The following is a 19,072-nucleotide window of genomic DNA, read 5'->3' as shown; positions in this document are numbered from 1 at the left end:
AGGATCAAGATCGGCATGGCCAACCTGGTCTATAATTTCCAGCGCCTCGCATGGCTCGAAGGCCGAACTGCGCCTGCATGACACGAAAACTGGACCCAGCGATCGGCTCCGTCCAGAAAATCAGCGAATCGGTGCATCGGAATCGGCACTACCCGCCCGCTGGGGCCTTCTCCTGCGTCCATCAGGACATAATCCGATGGTTCTTCGAGGTGTCCAGTTTTTTGGCTGGCATCTTTGGCCGGCACTATCCACATGTAGGTGCAAGCTGTCAATAGAACGATCGTCCTTTTTTCTTGCCGGGCTTGGTGGTCGATCATATTGTAGAATGGGCACTTGCCTGTCGGCAAAACGGCCGCTCACGCCAATTCTGCCACGCACTTCAGGCGCTATCAAACAGGCTGGGCGGATCATAGCGCTGCTCACCGGGGCCGCCATCCAACTTGCAAGCTCCGGGAGATCGAACGGCTAAACTATATTGGCGCTTTTCCGGATTTGACGCTATAAACATTAGCTCAGGCAGACGTTGTCGCCGTAATCGGCACAAAGGGATTGAATGACCAAGACCACAACAGCGATCTCGCGGCGGGACGAACGGATCAGGCAGCGTCGAGCTCAAATCCTGAACGCAGCCAGAGCTTGCGTTATTAACGAGGGTTTCCACGCTGCGACCATAAGTCGCATCGGCGCGGTGGCCGCGATGAGCAAAGGCCACATATACAAATATTACGAGAATAAAGAGGAGATCATGATCGCGCTTGTTGAGCACCACATGCACGAATTCAATGCACTCATAAGCCAAGTAGACCAATCGGAAGGCCGGAACGTCAACTCTCTTGTCCAGTCATTTGCGAACAAGCTTCCCGCGATTCTTGCAAGTGACCGCACCATTCTCTGGCTCGAAGTCCAAGCCGAAGCGGCCCGAAATCCGAAGGTCAAAGAAATGGTCAAGAAGTCCGCCGCCAATTTTCGCGAGACAATTCGTAAAGTAATTGAACCCGTGCTTGAAAGGCAAAAGGAGGAAGAACTCGATTTTCGTGTTGAAATGCTCCTGATATCGATGCATGGCCTTGGTCTGAAGGCAACCATACATTCCGATCCAGATTTCGAGAGTCTTGCTACTGCGGTTGAGTTCGCCTTCGGGACATCTTTATCGACGGCATCACAATCTGTTCCCATCCGCAAAGCCAAAGCAGCATAGGGCGCCGCTTTCGAGGATCCGTTCTCTGAACGGCGATGATTGCGCAAACAGGCGGCGCCAATGCTTACCTCGTCGCCGCTGGACCATGATCTCCAACGGCTGCGATGGATGGACTGTTATCTCGTTGAACGAAAAAGAGATAATAGCCGCCACAAAACCCTTTGAATCATCAAAACGACACACGCTGGCCGGGTTGCCGTTACCGCTCGCGCCTCTGTGCTCAAAATCATCCATAGGGCGTTGCTCAATATGAAGCTCACCTCCTGGCTTCGTTCGCCTTGGCCTTCCCCCATATTCGTCGAATGACGGGCTGGCCCATGGGACAATCGGGTCGGTTCCGCAGGCGTCGCGCTTATTTCCTTTCCTCCACGATGAAGAGAGCGTTCAGCAGGTTGGCGAGCCTTGGATCAGTTCCATACCAGTTGGGGTTGAACATTCTGTTGGGCGTGTAGGAAACGCCCAGGCGACGCGTGGGATCGGCAAATGCAGTGCTGCCCCCAAAACCGCAATGACCAAAGGACGCCGGATTTGAACCAAACCTCGTCTGATCGAGACGGAATCCTGCCGCGTATCGTCCCAGCTCGCCATGCACCTGGTTTACGCCAGCGATCCGCGCGCGGGTGGCCTGCTGCAGCACGGCCTTGCTGATCAGCGGCGTCGCACCCGGCTGGTCACCCCGAACAAGATGGCCATAGAGCTTGGCTAGGTTGCGGGCATTGGACGTGCCCCCTCCCGCAGGGATACCATGCTCGCGATCTTTCCGCTGATCGGGACCCCAGGGGATGAAACCCGATGTGCTCGACGAGGCCGCCGCTGCCGCCGGATTGGGGGAGTCAAATCCCAGGCTGTTGGGATCCATCGCAGACACCATCGTGGCGGCGCGATACTCTTCCTTGGCTGGAAGGCCCATGAAGGCGTCGATCCCGACTTTGGAAGCCACCTCATCGGCGAAGAAACGGCTGACCGTCCGGCCATCGGTTCGCCGGACAAGCTCATCTGCGAGCGTGCCAAAGGTCAATGAATGATAGCCAAAGACGCCCGGCCGGAAAAACGGTTCCTGCGCGGCGAGCCGAGCGGCAAGCGCCTTGTGCTCGTAAAAATCCTCGATCGTGGACGGACCGCGCGGCCCCGTGAGGCCGGCTTGGTGCGACATGAGTTCCCCGACGGTCACCGCCCCCTTCCCCTGTGTCGCGAATTCGGGCCAGTAGGTCGCCACGGGAGCTTCATAATCGAGCTTTCCCCTGTCCACGAGCATCGCGATGCACATCGAGGTCAGACCCTTCGTGGTCGACATCAGCGTGTAGAGGGTGTTTTGGGCAATCGGGACCGTTCCGGTTTCGTCGGCGCTGCCGCCCCACAGGTCAACCAATGGGGCGCCGTCCCGATAAACGGCAAAATGGGCGCCCAGCTCCTTGCCAGACGCGAAATTGTCTTCGAAAGCGGCGCGGACAGGCTCATATCCGGGCACAACGATTCCGTGGACCGCGCCACGCGGGGCCGGGCTGCCGGCAACCCGCTTAGGCGAATCGGCGGCCATGGCCACCCCGGCCAGTGGCAATCCGGCGGCGGCGGCGACCATATCCCTGCGAGACAGAAAGCCCGATCCCATGTTCTTCTCCTTAGTTCCGCTATCAATCGAGGACCGACCAAAATCGCTCGGGTCGGATGCACCAAGATAATATACCGCGTCCGCCCCCTGAATGGCGTCGCGGATCGATGCGCGGTCGTTCAGGTCGCCGGCTACCGGGACGGCCCCCCGGCTGGCAGCGTAACGCGCCGCGTCGCTACCCGGGTTACGGGTGACTGCGCGGACATGAAAGCCCGCCGTGAGCAGGTGGCGCACGATCTTGCCGATGAAAATTATCATTTCAAATCGTCCTTCGACGCGAGGAGATTATATATTGGAATCGCGAAGCCGATGATCGCCTCGTCGACGGAGCCCCAGGCGCGTTGTCACTGCGCCGTCAGTCCGCCATCGGCAGCGATGGCGGCCCCAGTCACGAAACTGGACGTGTCGGATGCCAGGAATGCGAACACACTCGCGATTTCCGAGGGAGCCGCCCCTCGATTCATCGGCAGCATACGGGAAATGAACTCGTCGGCAGACGCACCGACCATCTCAAGTGTCGATACGACCATGGGTGTCAAAGTCAGTCCCGGATGAACCGAGTTGACCCGGATATTGCTGGAAGCAAGTTCGACCGCAGCGGCTTTTGTCATGCCTGTAATCGCAAACTTCGATGCGCAATAATCTATATTGTCGGCGGCGCCGACCAGTCCCCAACTAGAGGAATTGTTGATGATGGACCCACCACCCGCGCGCAACATGGAAGGCAAGACCGTCTTCATGCCGAGGACCACGTCATCCTGGTTGCTCGCGCACGCGCGCCGATATTCTTCCAGGCTGAGATTTAAAATCGGCTTTCGGTGGCCCGAATGACCGGCGTTGTTCACGAGAACGTTCACCGGCCCGAAGGCTTTTTCGGTCTCGTCGACGGTGCGCGCCCAGGTGGCGGCATCCACGACGTCGAGACGCGACAGGCGGTATTGTCCCCCAGCTCATCGGCCAGTGCCTCGCCTTGTTCGACCGCGATATCGCCGATCATCACTTTTGCGCCAAGCTGGTGAAACATGCGCACTGCCGCAGCACCAATGCCACTGGCCCCGCCTGTGATGATTGCAACCTTATCTTTCAGGTCAAACATCTATATTCCTTGTTATAATTCCGATCCCGACCTACCGGACCTAAGCCGAACACTAATGATCTCGCGCGCAGTATAGGAATCGCCGATGACAGGACCGGAGTTGTACCGAAATTCTGGAAAGACCACTTGCGCGGCGTCAGATTATTGTAGGAGCCAGACCTTTCCCGACAATGTCATACAGCGATACGCATCCCACCTCCGATCGATTGTATGCTCCGCTTGTTCGCTGGCTTCTCTGCACGGCCTATCTATGTCCGGACGCAACTGTCAAGGGAACGATCGTTCTTTTTTGGGTCCGCGTCGCCCAGTAGATTTCCCCCCGGGGTTGCACTGACCGGCTTCCCATCACGAGCCATTCGCCGCGCTGACGGGGCATCCCTCCATCGTGCCTATAGATTGAACGCCGTGCTATCCTCGGTAGCCTAAAGATGCATGCCGCCGCTCGCCTGGATGGTCTGTCCGGTTATCCACCCGCCCTCCGGCGAGGCGAGGAAGAACGCGACTGCGGCGATCTCGTCGGGATGGGCCATGCGCCCCATGGCGGTCATCTGCTCTATCCATGTCGCCATCGCCGGATCGGCCATGATCGGCGCCATAAGCGCCGTATCCGTGGCGCCCGGAGCGATGGCGTTGACGCTAATCCGCCGTGGGCCAAGTTCGGCCGCGAGCGACCGGGTGAAGGCGTTCACCGCCGCCTTCGCCAGTGAATAGACGATGCCTTGCGGCGTGGCGGAAACCGAGACCATCGACGAGAGGCTAATGATGCGTCCGCCATCGGGTATCCGCGGCAGGGCGGCCCTGGTGACGAAGAAGGCGCTTTTCATATTAGACGCGATGACATGATCGAAGAGGGCCTCGTCGACGTCCGCGATCGACGCGCCATTGCCCTGGCCCGCATTGTTGACGAGAATGTCGAGACCCGAGCGCCCGCGTTCGGCAAGCCCGCGATCCAGTTGATCGAACAGCGCCCCGATGGAAGCGACGCTCGTCAGATCCGCTTGCAGGATGAATGCCTCGCCCCCGGCCTGCTCGATCAGGTCGACCGTCTCGCGCGCCCGATCTTCGCCGCTATTGAAATGAACGGCCACGGTAGCGCCGGCGGCGGCCAGACGCTGAGCGATTGCACGGCCGATGCCCCCGGAGGCGCCGGTTACAAGGGCTGTCTTACTTTCAAGCGAAAGGGTCATCCTATTCCTCTATCCATGGTTAATCAATTGCGCCCTTCGAGTCTATATAGTCCATTCATCCGACGGAAACGCGCCAGCGGAGGTCCGGGTACGGATCGAAGCCTGACGATCAGACCTCAAACAACCCCCGCCGGCGCGCCGATGCTACTGCCCGAAGGCGACGGTCAGACGGATCATGAGCTCCCGTCCGCGATTGAGGACGGCGTAGGTGTCAGCTCGCAAGCCGCCGGCGGGGGTGCCGGTGGCCCCACCCGTGCCTGAAAACTGCTGTCCGCCGGTCCAGTAGAATTTGTCGGTCAGATTGCGACCGATCAGCGCCACCTCCCAGCGATCCTTGGCTTCGGCGATGCGCGCGGTGGCATCTAGAAGCACGCGCTTCGGCGCGGTCAGCGCCGGGTTCAGGAACGCATCGGTGGGGGAACTGCTGGCGAAGGTCATGTCCGCCGACAGGCCAAGCTTGAGCGACGAGCCGAGCGGGGTTTCGTAGCTCGCGCCCGCATTCCCGGACCAGTCGGGCGCGTTGATGAGACGCCCCCCGGCGAGATCCTGATTGTTGCCGTTCTCGCCCGGCAGGATCGGACGGGAAACACCGCCGCCAAGCGCCCGGAAATCGCAGCCCTGCGCCTGCGATTGCCCGGTCCAGCACGGTCCGAAATATTCACCATAGCGTGCCTTGTTGTAGGCAATCGCACCTCTGAGCGTCAGTCCGTCGATCGGGGCGCGGTAGTTCATGTCGAACTCAATGCCCTTGGTCCGCGCCGCACCGGCGTTGCGGATCGTGCCGGTTCCGTTCGCCTCGAACGCCGTGATCTGAAGCCCTGTCACCTTATAGCTGTAGAGCGACAGATTGGTGCGCAACGCGCCGTCGAATAGCAAGGCCTTCACACCACCTTCAAAGCCCTTGATCTTCTGCGGGCCATAATTGAGTGGGACGACAGAGGTCGCGACACTGCCATTGAAACCACCCGACAGAAAACCCTTCTTGTACGAGCCGAAAACGGTCAGCCTATCTGTCGGCCGGTAGCTAACCGTAAGCTCCGGCGAGAAGTCGTTAAACGAAATCTTGTCGACCGGTGTTACATAAGGGACCATCCCAGTGACGAGCGAACGGCTGAAATCCGCCAGAGTGACTGGGAGCCTCTTCTTTTCGTGAGAGTAGCGTCCGCCCGCCGACAGTTCGAGTTGCGAAGTCACGTCGAAGCGAGCCTGTCCGAACACCGAATAGGCGGTGCCCTCCTGGCCGACGACGGACTGGAGAAACTCGTTCGGGCTGCTCAGGTTTAGAAAAGTGTGGGTTTCGAGCGATGACTTGGTGTCCGAATAGATCCCGCCCACCGTGAAATTAAATGGTCCGTCAAAGCTGCTGTTCGCACGAAGTTCCTGCGAAATCTCGCGGTTCTTGTACAGGGTGAAGGCAGCAAACATCGGCAGACCAAAAGTACCGAACAATGTGATGGGAACGACAGGATAGGTTCCGAACTGATCCAGGTTTTCGAACCTGCTCTGGTAAAAGCCGGTTACGGAGGTCAGATCGATCGTATCGCTGGGCTTATAGTTCAATTCCAGCCCGGTGAGGATCTGGCGCCCCTTCCCGTAAGTGTGGCCGTCGCCATATCTCGCGTCAAACGGCGTGAAAGCCGTGCCGACATTATCGGTGCGATTGGTCCGGTTGTCTGGTTTGCAGTCGCTAACCACGCCGACGAACTGCGAACTGCCGGTGGGGCAATTGATAGTCTGCGCGTTGGTGTTGCTCGATGCGCCCTTGATATGGCCGTAGGAAAATTTCAGCCGCGCGCTGAACGCGTCGGTCGGGTTGAACTTCAACGTGCCGCGCAACGCATATTCACGATTGCGCGGACCATAACGATGGAACGGGGGCAGGATGCTGTTTTCCGGGACGATGTTCTTCACCCAGCCGCGCATGTCCGAACCGAAAAAGGCGAGGCGCGCACCGAGCGTTTCGGTCAGCGGGCCGGCGACGAAACCTTCGGCGCGCCATTCATGGGCGTTGAGCTCATAGCCGAGCGAAGCCTTTGCCGCGAATTGCGGCGTCGGATCGGCCGTGCGCAGGGAAATGATGCCGCCCGGGCTGTTCTTGCCGAAGAACAGCGACTGCGGCCCCTTGAGCACCTCGACCTGCTGGAGATCCATGAAGGCCAGGCGGCGAACGGTCGCCTTCGCCACCTGGACGCTGTCGATGTTGAACGATACCGCCTGATCGCCGAGCGCGTTGGATTCGGGACCGGCCACACCGCGCAGGGCGATCGAGCCGCCTTGTCTGCTGCCGCCGGAGCCGAAAATCGTCAGGCCGGGAACCATCTGCGCAACCGCGTCGAGGCTGTTGATCCCGCGTCGCCCAAGCTCTTCGCCCGTCACCGCCGTCAGCACGACGGGAACAGCGATCGACGTTTCGTCGCGCCTGCGCGCGGTGACGATGATGTCTTCGGCGGATACGGAGGCGCGCGCACCGGCGCTCTCCTGCCCTGCGGCCATGCCCGGCGCGCAGACGACGAGCGCGCAGGTGGCAAGAAGAGCTGATTTTCTGGTAGAAATATTCATGTTAATTATCCCCTCTTTTTCCAAGGTCCAGTTTTTATTGGACTCTTTTTTCAAGGTTTATCAGGAATAATCTCCTGATAAACCCTGGCAACATATCATAATCTAAGCAATATCATCACAAGTAACAAAGCCATATGTCAGTTTAGTGCTCAGCCATTTGGTGAACGACTGCGGCGGGATGCTTGTCATCATTTTGACTGTTGCGCTGAGCATCGCTGATGGCCCAGCCGGCGCCCGCTTCGATCATTTCGGGCGTGAAGGTTTCCATCAGGCCCCAGCGCGCCATGCGCCGCAGCAGTTCGATCGCGTCATGGGGGTTCGCCATGCCCTCGGCCACCGCGCAACCGAGATCGGTAATGCGCTGCGCGCCATGCAGCAGACAGCGATCCCTGATCTGGGCCTTGAGCGACGCCGGATACACACCAAGCGTCTGGGTGTGGACGGTGACATGATCGAGCGCCTCTTCGACATGGTCGAGCGGCACGAGATTGACCACGCGGCAGGCGAGATAGTCGCGGAAATCGACCGGGTCGCTCGTTTGCGAAACGATGACGCCGCCTTCGTTCGCCTTGCAGCCGAATACGCGATAGGAATCGCTGTAGCGAATGCCGTCGATCTCGTCCTTGAGATGCGCATCGAAGGAAGGATGGGGCGTACTCAGACTGGACGGCAGCGCCTGGAGCGCGGCCTGCACCTTCTTGCCGAACTTGTTGAGCCGGTCGATGTCGTCGTCCTGCGTGCCGCTGGCGATATAAGCCACGCGCGAACTGACGCAGCCTTCCTGGTTATAGAAGCCGACATCCATGGCGAGCCGCCTCGCCGCCTCGTCCATCGCCGCTTCCGAAGCCAGCGCCTCGGGGCCGATGATGGAGGCGCTGATCTTGGGATCGAGCGCGATCAGATCGAGGCCGGGGCCGATATAGCCACGGATGCTCTTCATCGACGCCATCCCGCCCCAGGCGACGATCTTGTCGATCGCGCCGCCGCCATAGAGGCGCTTCTCGAAATCCACATCGCCGCCTTTCCAGTAACCGACCGTGAAATGGCGCGTAATCGGATGATCCGGCGCCATTTCGATCATGGTCTTCACGATCGCGAACATGGTGAACGGGTCGTTGGACGGGCTTTTGACGATATTGTCACAGCGCAGGATCGAGCCGTTGATGACGGCGAACAGCGTGAGGATCGGCGAATTGCCCGCGTTCAGATGGACGATCCGGCTGCCGAACGCGCGGACCGCGATCTCGCGATCGTGAAGCTGGTACGTGTCCCACCCTTCCAGATAGCGCGAACCGATATTCTGTTCGACGATGTCCATCAGGAATTGGCGGTTGAGACTGGCGCTCAGCGCCAGATAGGCGCCATAGAGCTGCTCGCGCTTCAGGCCCGCCGTCTGCACCGCGATGTCCAGCGACTGGGCGATATAGGGGTTGGTGTCGGGCGACAGGCGCGGACCCAGCTCGACCAGATAGTCGATGATCTCCGCGAGCGATATGTCGTAAAGGTCGCCGATCTTCGACGGGTCTTTCAGGACGATCTCGTCGATATACTGGTTGACGTCCGGCGTCTGGAACGCAACCACGCCCCGGCGCGCCTCGAACCGCACCAGATTATCTTCGATGATCCGGCCGCGGATGATGAGCGGGATGGTATATTCAAGCATCGCACATTCCTTATCGTAGCGGTCTCAGGCCGTGAGATATTCTTCAAGTCTGTCAAAGGCTTGCGGCGTCTTGGCGCAGGTGATCTTGTCATCGCCGCCGCGCGTGTCGGCAAGGCGTTTGATCTCGTTGAGAATATAGGGGCCCTTGCGCCCGCAATTGCATCCGCCATCCCAGTTGATCGTGACGTCGTCGCCGGTCGCGGTGCCCGACCAGTAGGTGCTGGGCAGCAGGTCCATGACCAGCATTCGCCCCCTCTGGACACCCTCGCGCGGCAGCGCCAGGCCCGTTTCCGGGTCGGACACATGCTGGATTCCCCAGGGCAGCGGATGGAGATGCCCCTCGTCGCAGCGCAGCGACACGGCGTTCGTCTCCGTCATCGAATAGACTTCGCGGATCTGGCTTGGATATTTGAACGGGAATATGCTCTGGACCGTGTCCATCCAGTCGTCCGGGAACGTATAGCCCTTGGTGCCGCCACCCGCGACCAGGACCGAATCCTGCGCCCATTCGACCTTGATGCCGCGCTTGGCGCATTCCAGGGCGATCTGATAGAGCTGCACCCAAAAGCCGTTGTAAATCACGGTCTTGCCCTTTTGAGCGACGACCGCGCGGTCGATGAAGTCGTCCCAGCGCTTGGCGCTTTCCTTCGCCTTGGCGGCGATCTCCCGGCCCAGGGCCTGCTCGCGCGGCGTCAATTCAAGCTTCTCGCCAAGCGCTTCAGCACGGCGAAGCTTGCCGGCCAGCCACAACTCGTTAGCGCCGGCGAAACCGTCGCTGAGCGTGATGATCATCTCCTCGCGGTCACCGTAGATCTGCTTTCGCATCAGATCGAGCATGATCGCGGTGCCTTGCCGACCGCTTCGACCGGGATAGCCGCAGATGAAAGGATAGTTTCCACTTTCCAACATTTCGCGATGGGGACCGTACATGCGCAGCACATGCTCGAGGAAAAACGGCATTTCGACCGTGCTGCGCGGGAACAGCGAAATCTTGCCGCTGGTGCCCGATGAGGCGGCGGGGCGGAGCGGGGTCTGCGCCTCGATCGCGTCCAGCCAGTCGTCGAGCGTTTCAACACCTTCAAGATTGACGGCAGAAAGATCGTGGGTGGTCAAACCCTGCAACCAACGCGTCATACGGTCATAGCGACCATTGTCGACATCGCCGGTGGCGTAGGACTTGTACATGGTGTGGGGAAAGCCGAGGCTGGCAAGATCATCGAAGCTGGTGACGGATTCTATACCGACGTCATCGGCCAATCGATCCAGTGCTTTAAGTTCCGAGCGCAGTTTCTCGAACCGCTTCTTGAAATGATGAAGCTGGATTTTGGCAACTTCATCATAATCCAGCGCGTAAAGTTCATCGCTAGTCAGGTGCACGAAGTTTTCCGGATCTTCATACAAGTCTTCGATTGTCACTGTCACGGCTTTATCCTGATTTTGTTAATGCTTCCGCTAGTCGACACGGATCCATCGCCGCACCTGACTTATCGAATGGCAATATGCGCCGCCGTTCGGGCAGTGCATAGCGAATTAATTGAACCGCCGTTTAACCTACGCCAGCCCAAAGGGTCGGCCTCCACGCGCGCAAAATTGTTCGGCATCCGCACCTTTGAGAGCCGGGAACAAAGTTCATGCCCTCATTTGCGAAACGCCCCGGATGTGAATAGGGGCGCGCAGAGGCGTCAGACGCGAAAGCATCCATTCTGCCGGCGCTGTCCCCTATAATGCATATAAATATCGCGTTGTGCCGGCCTTGCGATTTCTAATCAGATCGCGCAGCTGAATAACTGACCGGCTGACGCCGGTAGGATCATGTGGAGTGGCTGAAGCCGTTTTTGTGGCCATGCCTGTCGAGGTAACGCAGGATGGTGTCGTCGGTGATGTTGCCGGATGTGGTCGAGAAGTAGCCTCGTTGCCAGAAGCGCTGCCCCCAGTAACGCTTGCGGATATGCTCGAACTCCTGCTGGATTTTACGCGATGACCGCCCCTTGGCCCGGCGCACGAAGTCACTGACCGAGACGTGCGGCGGTATCTCGACGAACATGTGAACGTGATCGCGAGACAGGACGCCGTGGACGATCGTCACGCCCATCTCGGCGCAGACCTGTCGGATGACCTCACGTACCCGCAGACGCACCTCGCCATGCAGCACCTTGAAACGGTATTTCGGTGCCCAGACCAGATGGTAGCGATGATGAAAAGTCGTGTGACAACCGCTGCTGTAGCCCATAGCCTGTACCCTCGGAGAAAATGAACTCTTGCCCTTCGGGCTGTTCATTTTCTCCGAGGGTACAGGCTACTGGCCGAGTCCAAGGCTGAAGCCAGTATCCGACTGAAGTCGGAGGGGTTGCTCCTCATGGAGGACTCTAAATTGCGTAAAAACAATAATTTTTAGCGTCATTCACCATCGATCTTGAGCACTAATTTGCCCCGGTTATGCCCGCCCTTCAGCCGCTCAATCGCGGATTGGAGGTCGGCGAGTTCCACCACCTCGACCGGCGGGATACGAATAGCCTGCTGCTCCAGAATGTTGACCAATGGCACTTTTGCAATCCGTTCGGGCCAATGGGCGAAGCATCGCACGTGCCGGAATCCGAGCGCCTGCGACGCGCGCATCTGTTCGTCCAGATCGCTCATGTCGAGCCCGGTAGATATGCTGACCAGCGTTCCGCCCGGCTTCAACGCGTCCAGCGCATTGGGCAGCGTATTTTGCCGGACCGCATCGAACACGATGTCGACGCCCTCTGGCGCCCATTCGCGCGTCTGGGCGACGATGCTCTTGCCCCGATCGGTATAGTCGATGGCGTGGTCCGCCCCCATCCCGATCATATAGTCCCGATTGGCCGCCCTGCCCGTCGCCGCCACGAACAGCCCGCCATATTTGGCAAGCTGAATGGCAAAGCTGCCCACGCCCCCCGAGCCGCCATGGATCAGCACCTTCTGGCCGGGTTTGGCATTGCCCAGATCATCGGCGAACAGGGCGATATAGGAGGTCATGAAGCAGATCGGTGTGGCGGCGGCATCGGTCATCGGCACCCCATCGGGAACCGGGCATGCGAGATTGGCGGGGACGGAGACATATTCGGCAAAGGTCCCCGCCTCCCCGGTCGTGCGGCTTCGCGCGAACATGACACGATCACCTTCACGGAAGGTGGTGACGCTACGTCCCACGCTCGCGACCACGCCTGCCGCCTCGAACCCCACAATATTGAGATTGCTGGCGGGGATGTGTCGCGACAAGCCCTGCGAATATTGCCAGTCAGCCGCGTTCATTCCGCCATAGGCAACTTTTACCAGAACCTCGTCGTCCAACATTGTCGGTTTTTCGACATTGGAAACGCGCGGTGACTCCGACTTATTGACGAAATCCGCGGTGACTGCACGCACAGGCCTCACTCCTCATTCAATATATGCCGACTTGCCGACGGAAATTACGCTCGGGGCGCGAGCAGTTCCAAGAGGCGCATGTCCGTGCTGCCATCTGGCGCCACCGCCTTTATGCAAACCTGGCTGGCGCCTGCGCTCAGATGTTCGTCGATGCGTTTGCGCAGCGCAGCCTCGCCTCCCCAGCCGACGATCGAGTCCACGAAGTGATCGGAACCGCCATGGGCAAGGTCTTCGTCGCTGAATCCCTGGGCCTTCCAGGAGTTTTGATAGTTCGGCTTCGAAAGATAATATTCGATTTCGCTCCGAGCGATGGCCCGTGCCTTTACAGGGTCGCTTTCGAGGACCATCGGCTGTTCGACGCAAAGCAGCTTGTCGGGACCCAGAATGGCGCGGGCCATTGCGCTATGGTTCGGGTTGACCAGATAGCTGTGCGTGCCTTGTGCCCGTTCGCCCGACAGCCCGATCATCTTCTCGCGCAGACCAGCCAGAATGATCGTGGTCGGCTCGGCGGGAGCCGCAGCCATATAGGGAGCCTGAGCCATAGCGTCGAGATAGGCACGCATCGTAGGGATGGGCTTGCCATATTCATGCCCCCGCCTGTCTTCCACGGTCTCCCGATGGGACACGCCCAGGCCCAAGATGAAGCGCCCGCCCGATTGCTCGTTAAGCGCGTCGGCCGCGCCTCGCATGGCGATCGGATCACGCGTGTAGATGCTCACGATGCCCGTCGCCACCTTCAGCCTGCTCGTATTGGCGAGCAGCCAGGATGAGGTGATCAGCGGATCGCGCCCGAAGCCGCCCGGCATCCAGATCGAGTCATAGCCGAGTTCCTCGACCCGGCGGGCGAAGCTGGCCAGGCGTTCGGCGGAAGCCGGCCCCATTTCGCCGGACTTCTCATTCTCGAAATGGCCGATCGGTCCATCGATATTGGCCCAGACCGCAATTTTGCCGAGCTTCATTCCTGTTCTCCTGTACAACGCGTACGTCTGGACCCGCATGGTCAAATTCGAAATGGCAAAGGCTAGGTGGGGCCTGGCGTTTGCCTGAGCAAGCGGAATGCGAAATCGGCCACTGCCGACGGCTCGATCCGCGATTGCTTTGCTGCGATGTGCAGGCCGCAGCCGCACCTCTTGCCGATCCGGATGGCGGGGAGCGCCTGCGCGTTCGCTCAGCGAAAGGCCGGCAATACCTCATCCGCGAACAGCTGAGCATAGGGAATGAATTGCTCGGCGGAGATACCGGGCGGCATGATCATCGACACATGCTCCAACGGCATGCGTTGCTGCATCGCCTTGTACTTGGCGATTGCGCCCTCTGGCGTCATGACCTGCATCTTGCCCGACTTCTTGAACTCTTCGAGGCTCATCGCCTCCATCCCCTCGCCACCCAGTTCGGCGTAGACTTGCAGGACATGGTAGTAATAGGGTGCCAGCTCCTCCATCGCCTTTTCCGGGTCGCGCGCGACCACGGCGAAGAGATCGCCGATCCGCACCTTGCCCTGGCTGACGTCCTTGCCGGTCGCTCGCAGTTGTTCGACATAGATGTCTGCCCCGTCCGGCGTGCCGACATAGCCGTCGCCATAGGTCAGGGCGCGTTCGATCGCCTTGGGGGCGAAGCCACCAATGTACAAGGGGATCCGGCCGCGCGGGGCCGGCGGCATCATGCGGACGCCGTCCAGCTGATAATGCCGACCCGCATAGTCGAGCGTTTCGCCTGCCCAAAGCCGGGTGACGACCTCCAGCCACTCGTCGAACAGGCGGCCACGTCTGGTAAAATCGACGCCCATCGCCGCATATTCTTGGGGCAGATAGCCGATGCCCAGACCCAGTTCCAGTCGCCCTTTGGCGATAATGTCGAGCACCGCGCAATCGGAGGCGAAGCGCGTGGGGTGGTACAGCGGGGCGAGCGCCACCCATGAGCCGATCTTGATGGTCTTGGTGCGCGCGGCGATCGCCGCAAGCGCCACGAGCGGCGAGGGCATATAGCCGTCACTGAACATATGATGCTCGGGCACCCAAGCGAACTCGAAACCGGCCTGCTCGCTCCAAACGGCGACGTCGATCGTCTCTTCGTACACATGCTCCCAGGGCTTGTACCACTGCTGCGGATTGCGGAAGTCGTAATGGTAACCAAAGGTTACTTTGTCTGGCATCGATCCGAATCCCTCATATGCTGTTTACCGACTGGCGCCGCCGGCCACCAGTCGCTGACCTATCGATGCGCCTTGCATGGAGCCCCGGTCCATTCCTGTTCTTGATAGCATGAGCGCCGCCATTCGAAGGCTTCACCCGACGGTGATATGTGGTTCCGTGCGGCCAGGGTCTAGCAGATTAATTGAACCGCCGTTTAACCGCGCTCGGCTCTGCCGACTGGCCCATGGATCGCCCGAGGTGATTCACGCGATCCGAGCGCCAACCACCGGGAACCCTGCAATGGCTTCGCGCTTGAAATCGGCGCGAATCCACCAGAGCAGCACCAGACCAGAAGCACTGAGCGTCCCGCAGACGGTCGCCAGTCCCCCGGTCAGGCCATTGACCATGTCGCCGACCATCGGCACCGCGACCGGGACCACGCCTGCGCCCAACAGCGTCAGCCCCATGTACAGCAACGCAACAAATGTACCCCGCATCCGGGCCGGCGCGACCTCCTGCATCGACACGACGATATTGGTGACGCCGCCCAGCCCCGCGGCCGAACCCAGTCCGATCAATATCAGTCGCACCACGGGGTCGGGCAGCATCAGGCCGATGGTCAACGACAGAAAGCCTATGGCCATACACGCCATGGTGACCAGAATGACCGCATCCATACGGCCTTTGGCTTTCACACAGGACGTGATCCAGGGCACACCCATCACCCCCACCACGCTCCCCACGAAAACCACCGGGCCATAAGCCGATCCGGCCTCCACAGCAGACCAGCCGAAATCCCGCTTGAGCGATTCGACCGTCCAGTAATTGAGCGCGTAGCTAAACCCTCCCGCGGAGGCGGCGGTAAAAAAAAGCCCCGCATACATTTTCTTGTGAGCCGCGATCTGGCGCACGACATCGCGCTTGGTAACCGCTTGCACCTCGCCGTGCTCGCTCGTCCGCCGCGGCTCGCGTGCCGTCATCAGAAACAATGTGGACAGGGCCAGGGACGACAGGCCCACCGCCAGAAGCACGAGTTGCCAGATCTGCATATCGATCTGCATGCCGCCGGCCTTTGCTCCTTCGATGCCCGAGATGATGGCGGCGCCGCCCGAAAACGCCAGTGGCGGGCCGATAAGACCAGCCGTCGTGTAAAGGCTGGCGGCCAGACTGCGCTTTTCACGCGGGAAAAGATCGCCGATCATCGAATGCGCTGCTGGCGTCAGCACCGCTTCACCGGCGGCGAGACCCAGCCGGAGCAAGACCAATATGATGTAGCTTGCGGCGAAGGCCGATCCGATCGTGCACAGGCACCAGATGACCGCCCCTGCGGAGATCAGCAATTTGCGGTTGCCCTGATCGGCTATGCGGCCCGCCGGCACACCCAGAAACGCATAGGCAATCGCAAAGGCTGTACCGACCAAAAGACCGATCTGTACATCATTGAGCTGAAACTGTGCCTTTATCGGCCCGATCAGCAGGATAAGGATATTCCGGTCGATCAGCGAAAAGGTATAGAGCGCCGCCAACATCGCGAGAACAAGCCAGGAGCTAGCGCCAGCCCAAGACTTGGACGCTTCAGCGCCGGTCGATGCGTACATATCTTCTCTCCTTGCTGCATTCGCAGTCTTATGACGACCATCTGATTATCTGCCGAAGCATAGCGACGCATCGCGCGCCAGACATTCGGCCGAATGCCCGAAGCCGGGCCGATCAGCCGCTCGCTGGACATAGGCGCCCAGGAATCACGTGCCGGACCGGATATGAAAAAACACGGAGAACGGGAATCCTCGTCGCAGAGTTTGATCCTTCGTTGCATCGGCCTCCCGCCAGCTCCCTCAATTCCGCCAAGAGGCCTGGCCCGGTAACCATGTGGGACATGTCGCTCACAGCCTAACGGATTAATTGAACCGCCGTTTAAATGGGGTCCTATCGCTTGCTTAATCGCATCGGTTCCGCGCACGCTTATTGTCACGGTGGCGACCCGCCAGGCGCAGTTCGAATGGACTACGCTAAGAATCGCGACACATCGCCCTGCCACAATCGGCCGAAAGGTTTACAGCCGCAGGCGCCCTGCGCCATGGACACCCGGCCTGTTCCCATAGTATGAAAGCTTGGTAGAAATTAGGGGAAGCGCAGATTCGGTGCTGGGGTGGCTCACCCATGATAAAAATGGCAAATTTGCCTGAGAAAATGTGCCGAGCCTGAAGATCGCGCCGACCCGAATTGAAAATGCCCCGGCAAACGGAGGATATATGAGAGGACGCCCTCACAGTTGTGCCGAACGGAATTTATCCGATTCCCTCCTCATGGCTGCCGAAAATCAGCTGCGTGACAAGAGCCATCTCGATCTGACCTCCCGCGAAATAGCGGAGGCAGCGGGAACCCACGCCGGAATGGTGAACTATTATTTTCAGGGCAAGGACGGCTTGCTTATGGCGTTGCTTAAAAACGCCGCGAAGGACGTCGACAGGCATCTGGATGCCATGGAAGCCGCTATAGAAAGCGGGGACGACGATCCTACCGAACGCATCGTGCGCGGACTCATTGCCGCTTATCAGCAGAAGGCGGCCGTCATCTCGATATTTTACATCGAGTTATTTCGGGTGGGCTCGCCGGTTAATGTCTTTTATTCGGAGCACCGCGAGTATAATTCCGTTCGTATCGAGAAGATGATACGTAAACTCGTCGCCAAAGGGGTCTACCGGCAGGACCTTGACCCCGTGGCGGTGACATGGATATTGTTAAGTCTGGTGATCGGCCCCTCAATGCCGATGTGCCCGGTACAAATCGCCGGTGCAATCGGCTCGGTGCCGACCGAAGTATGGATCGATAATATAGTGCGTATGTTGCGCAAGGATCTTCTTGCGGATGTCAACGAACGCTGAGAAGGGTCGTTCAATCTCCTATTTACGAGCATCGATTGCATCTGCTCGGGATTAACCGGCGCTTATAGCGCATGAATTATCTCGATATACGCGGGTGCTATTTGTCGGTGGTTTCATCTGGCATCATCCCAGCTGCGCGCAGCGAAACTGGAGTTCCAAAACATGGAAGTAGATCTTCACGTCCCGCGGTTCGACTGGGCGGGCGGTCCTGAAACCATGGGGTCCGGGATAGCCGATCTGGCAAGACGCGCGGAGGGGCTGGATATTCGCGCGCTCTCGTTCATGGATCATTATTTCCAGATGGACAATATGGCGCCTGCCGAAGATCCCATGCTCGAAGGCTATACCACGCTTGGCTTTGTCGCTGCCCTCACGCGCCGCCTGCGCCTGCGCCTACTGGTTACCGGTGTCACCTACCGCCACCCCGGCGCACTGGCGAAGATTGTGACGACGCTCGACGTCCTGTCAGGCGGGCGGGGCGAACTCGGTATCGGCGCTGCATGGTATGAACGCGAGCATAAGGGCCTGGGGATACCGTTTCCTCCGGTCGCGACACGCTTCGAACAGCTCGAAGAAACGCTGCAAATCTGCCTTCAGATGTGGAGCGACAATGATGGGCCATTTGATGGCAAACACTTTCAGCCGGCCGAAACGCTATGCTATCCCGCGCCGGTGTCCCAACCGCGCCCCCGCATACTGATAGGCGGCGTTGGGGAACGCAAGACGCTGCGCCTGGTCGCCCAATATGCCGACGCCTGCAATTTTTTCGGCAGCCCGGCGGACGTGGCGCACAAGCTTGGCGTGCTGCGGCAGCATTGCGACGCAGTGGGGCGGAATATCAGCACCATCGACGTGACGACGCTGGTCAAAGCCGAGGACGATTGGACAAGTGCGGATGTGCTGCGTGCAGCCCAGGATTATGGCGCGGTCGGCGTGAACGCGATCACAGTCATGCCGCTCGGCAACGATCCGGCTGGAAAGCTTGAAGCGATGTTCGGCCCGATAATGGATAATATTCGGGCAATCGAATCGGCCCCGATATGATATCGAGGTCCGCGCGAGCCGCTTGTCGCCCAATCATGCCGAACCGGCGCGGTGCGGTATAAGCCTGGTCTTCGCGGTGCCAGAGATAAATGAAGTTGGAGCCGTGGCCTCCGGCACTAAGCCCGGACGCGCCTCGCGGCCGATCCGCCTGTGCCCGCAGGATCGGGCCGCCATCAAGAAGCGTGAAACCCTCGATCAGCGCTGCAAGAATATTTTCCCGTCCGCGTCGCGCGAAAGCTGGACGGCTCGAAAAACCGGTGGCGTCTGAGGGCTTGAGGTGATTCACTGCCCGTACGCGACAGCGGAGGCAGA

13 protein-coding genes and 1 pseudogene are annotated in these 19,072 nt (G+C 59.5%); 3 read left to right on the top strand and 11 right to left on the bottom strand.

Annotation, left to right across the window (positions count from 1 at the left end; translation table 11 throughout):
- The first annotated feature begins 553 nt into the window (after positions 1–553).
- The gene (locus AAC640_RS17535; protein ID WP_340268609.1) at positions 554–1,198 is read left to right on the top strand and encodes a TetR/AcrR family transcriptional regulator; all 645 of its coding nucleotides are present in this window, start codon (positions 554–556) and stop codon (positions 1,196–1,198) included.
- Positions 1,199–1,550: 352 nt separating this feature from the next.
- Here AAC640_RS17535 and AAC640_RS17530 read toward each other — a convergent pair whose 3' ends face one another.
- The 11 genes and pseudogenes from AAC640_RS17530 to AAC640_RS17480 all read right to left on the bottom strand — a co-directional run bounded on the left by AAC640_RS17530 (position 1,551) and on the right by AAC640_RS17480 (position 16,429).
- A complete protein-coding gene (locus AAC640_RS17530; protein ID WP_340268607.1) occupies positions 1,551–3,065 on the bottom strand; it encodes a serine hydrolase in 1,515 nt (504 codons plus the stop codon).
- 86 nt (positions 3,066–3,151) lie between these two features.
- Positions 3,152–3,831, bottom strand: a pseudogene (locus tag AAC640_RS17525) (SDR family oxidoreductase).
- Between the two features lie 494 nt (positions 3,832–4,325).
- Positions 4,326–5,090 carry an SDR family NAD(P)-dependent oxidoreductase gene (locus tag AAC640_RS17520; RefSeq protein ID WP_340268605.1) on the bottom strand — a complete coding sequence of 255 codons (765 nt, stop codon included), beginning with the start codon at positions 5,088–5,090 and terminating at the stop codon, positions 4,326–4,328.
- Positions 5,091–5,234: 144 nt separating this feature from the next.
- Positions 5,235–7,649 (bottom strand): TonB-dependent receptor, encoded by a 2,415-nt coding sequence (locus tag AAC640_RS17515; RefSeq protein ID WP_340268603.1) that lies wholly within the window; start codon positions 7,647–7,649, stop codon positions 5,235–5,237.
- A 142-nt stretch (positions 7,650–7,791) separates the two neighbouring features.
- Complete coding sequence (locus AAC640_RS17510; RefSeq protein ID WP_340268601.1) at positions 7,792–9,312, bottom strand: acyl-CoA reductase; 1,521 nt, start codon at positions 9,310–9,312, stop codon at positions 7,792–7,794.
- Between the two features lie 24 nt (positions 9,313–9,336).
- On the bottom strand, positions 9,337–10,734 hold the full coding sequence (locus tag AAC640_RS17505; protein ID WP_340268599.1) for a LuxE/PaaK family acyltransferase: 1,398 nt from the start codon (positions 10,732–10,734) through the stop codon (positions 9,337–9,339).
- A 388-nt stretch (positions 10,735–11,122) separates the two neighbouring features.
- The gene (gene tnpA / locus AAC640_RS17500; RefSeq protein WP_340268611.1) at positions 11,123–11,542 is read right to left on the bottom strand and encodes an IS200/IS605 family transposase; all 420 of its coding nucleotides are present in this window, start codon (positions 11,540–11,542) and stop codon (positions 11,123–11,125) included.
- 167 nt (positions 11,543–11,709) lie between these two features.
- Complete coding sequence (locus AAC640_RS17495; protein WP_340268597.1) at positions 11,710–12,699, bottom strand: quinone oxidoreductase family protein; 990 nt, start codon at positions 12,697–12,699, stop codon at positions 11,710–11,712.
- Between the two features lie 44 nt (positions 12,700–12,743).
- Positions 12,744–13,658 (bottom strand): TIGR03620 family F420-dependent LLM class oxidoreductase, encoded by a 915-nt coding sequence (locus AAC640_RS17490; RefSeq protein WP_340268595.1) that lies wholly within the window; start codon positions 13,656–13,658, stop codon positions 12,744–12,746.
- A 209-nt stretch (positions 13,659–13,867) separates the two neighbouring features.
- A complete protein-coding gene (locus AAC640_RS17485; protein ID WP_340268593.1) occupies positions 13,868–14,851 on the bottom strand; it encodes an LLM class flavin-dependent oxidoreductase in 984 nt (327 codons plus the stop codon).
- A gap of 243 nt (positions 14,852–15,094) precedes the next feature.
- Entirely contained in the window at positions 15,095–16,429 is a 1,335-nt protein-coding gene (locus tag AAC640_RS17480) for an MFS transporter (RefSeq protein ID WP_340268591.1), read from the bottom strand.
- A gap of 708 nt (positions 16,430–17,137) precedes the next feature.
- On the opposite strand from AAC640_RS17480, the gene AAC640_RS17475 reads away from it, so the two are divergent.
- The gene (locus AAC640_RS17475) at positions 17,138–17,716 is read left to right on the top strand and encodes a TetR/AcrR family transcriptional regulator (protein ID WP_340268589.1); all 579 of its coding nucleotides are present in this window, start codon (positions 17,138–17,140) and stop codon (positions 17,714–17,716) included.
- A 162-nt stretch (positions 17,717–17,878) separates the two neighbouring features.
- Positions 17,879–18,760, top strand: coding sequence for an LLM class F420-dependent oxidoreductase (locus AAC640_RS17470; protein WP_340268587.1), 882 nt, complete (start codon positions 17,879–17,881; stop codon positions 18,758–18,760).
- Positions 18,761–19,072: the final 312 nt, after the last annotated feature.

This window comes from Sphingobium mellinum, assembly GCF_037860795.1.
In the GTDB taxonomy this organism is placed as follows: Bacteria; Pseudomonadota; Alphaproteobacteria; order Sphingomonadales; family Sphingomonadaceae; genus Sphingobium; species Sphingobium mellinum.
The sequence above is the reverse complement of the archived record's forward strand: the minus strand, read 5'-3'. Positions and strand labels throughout refer to the sequence as shown.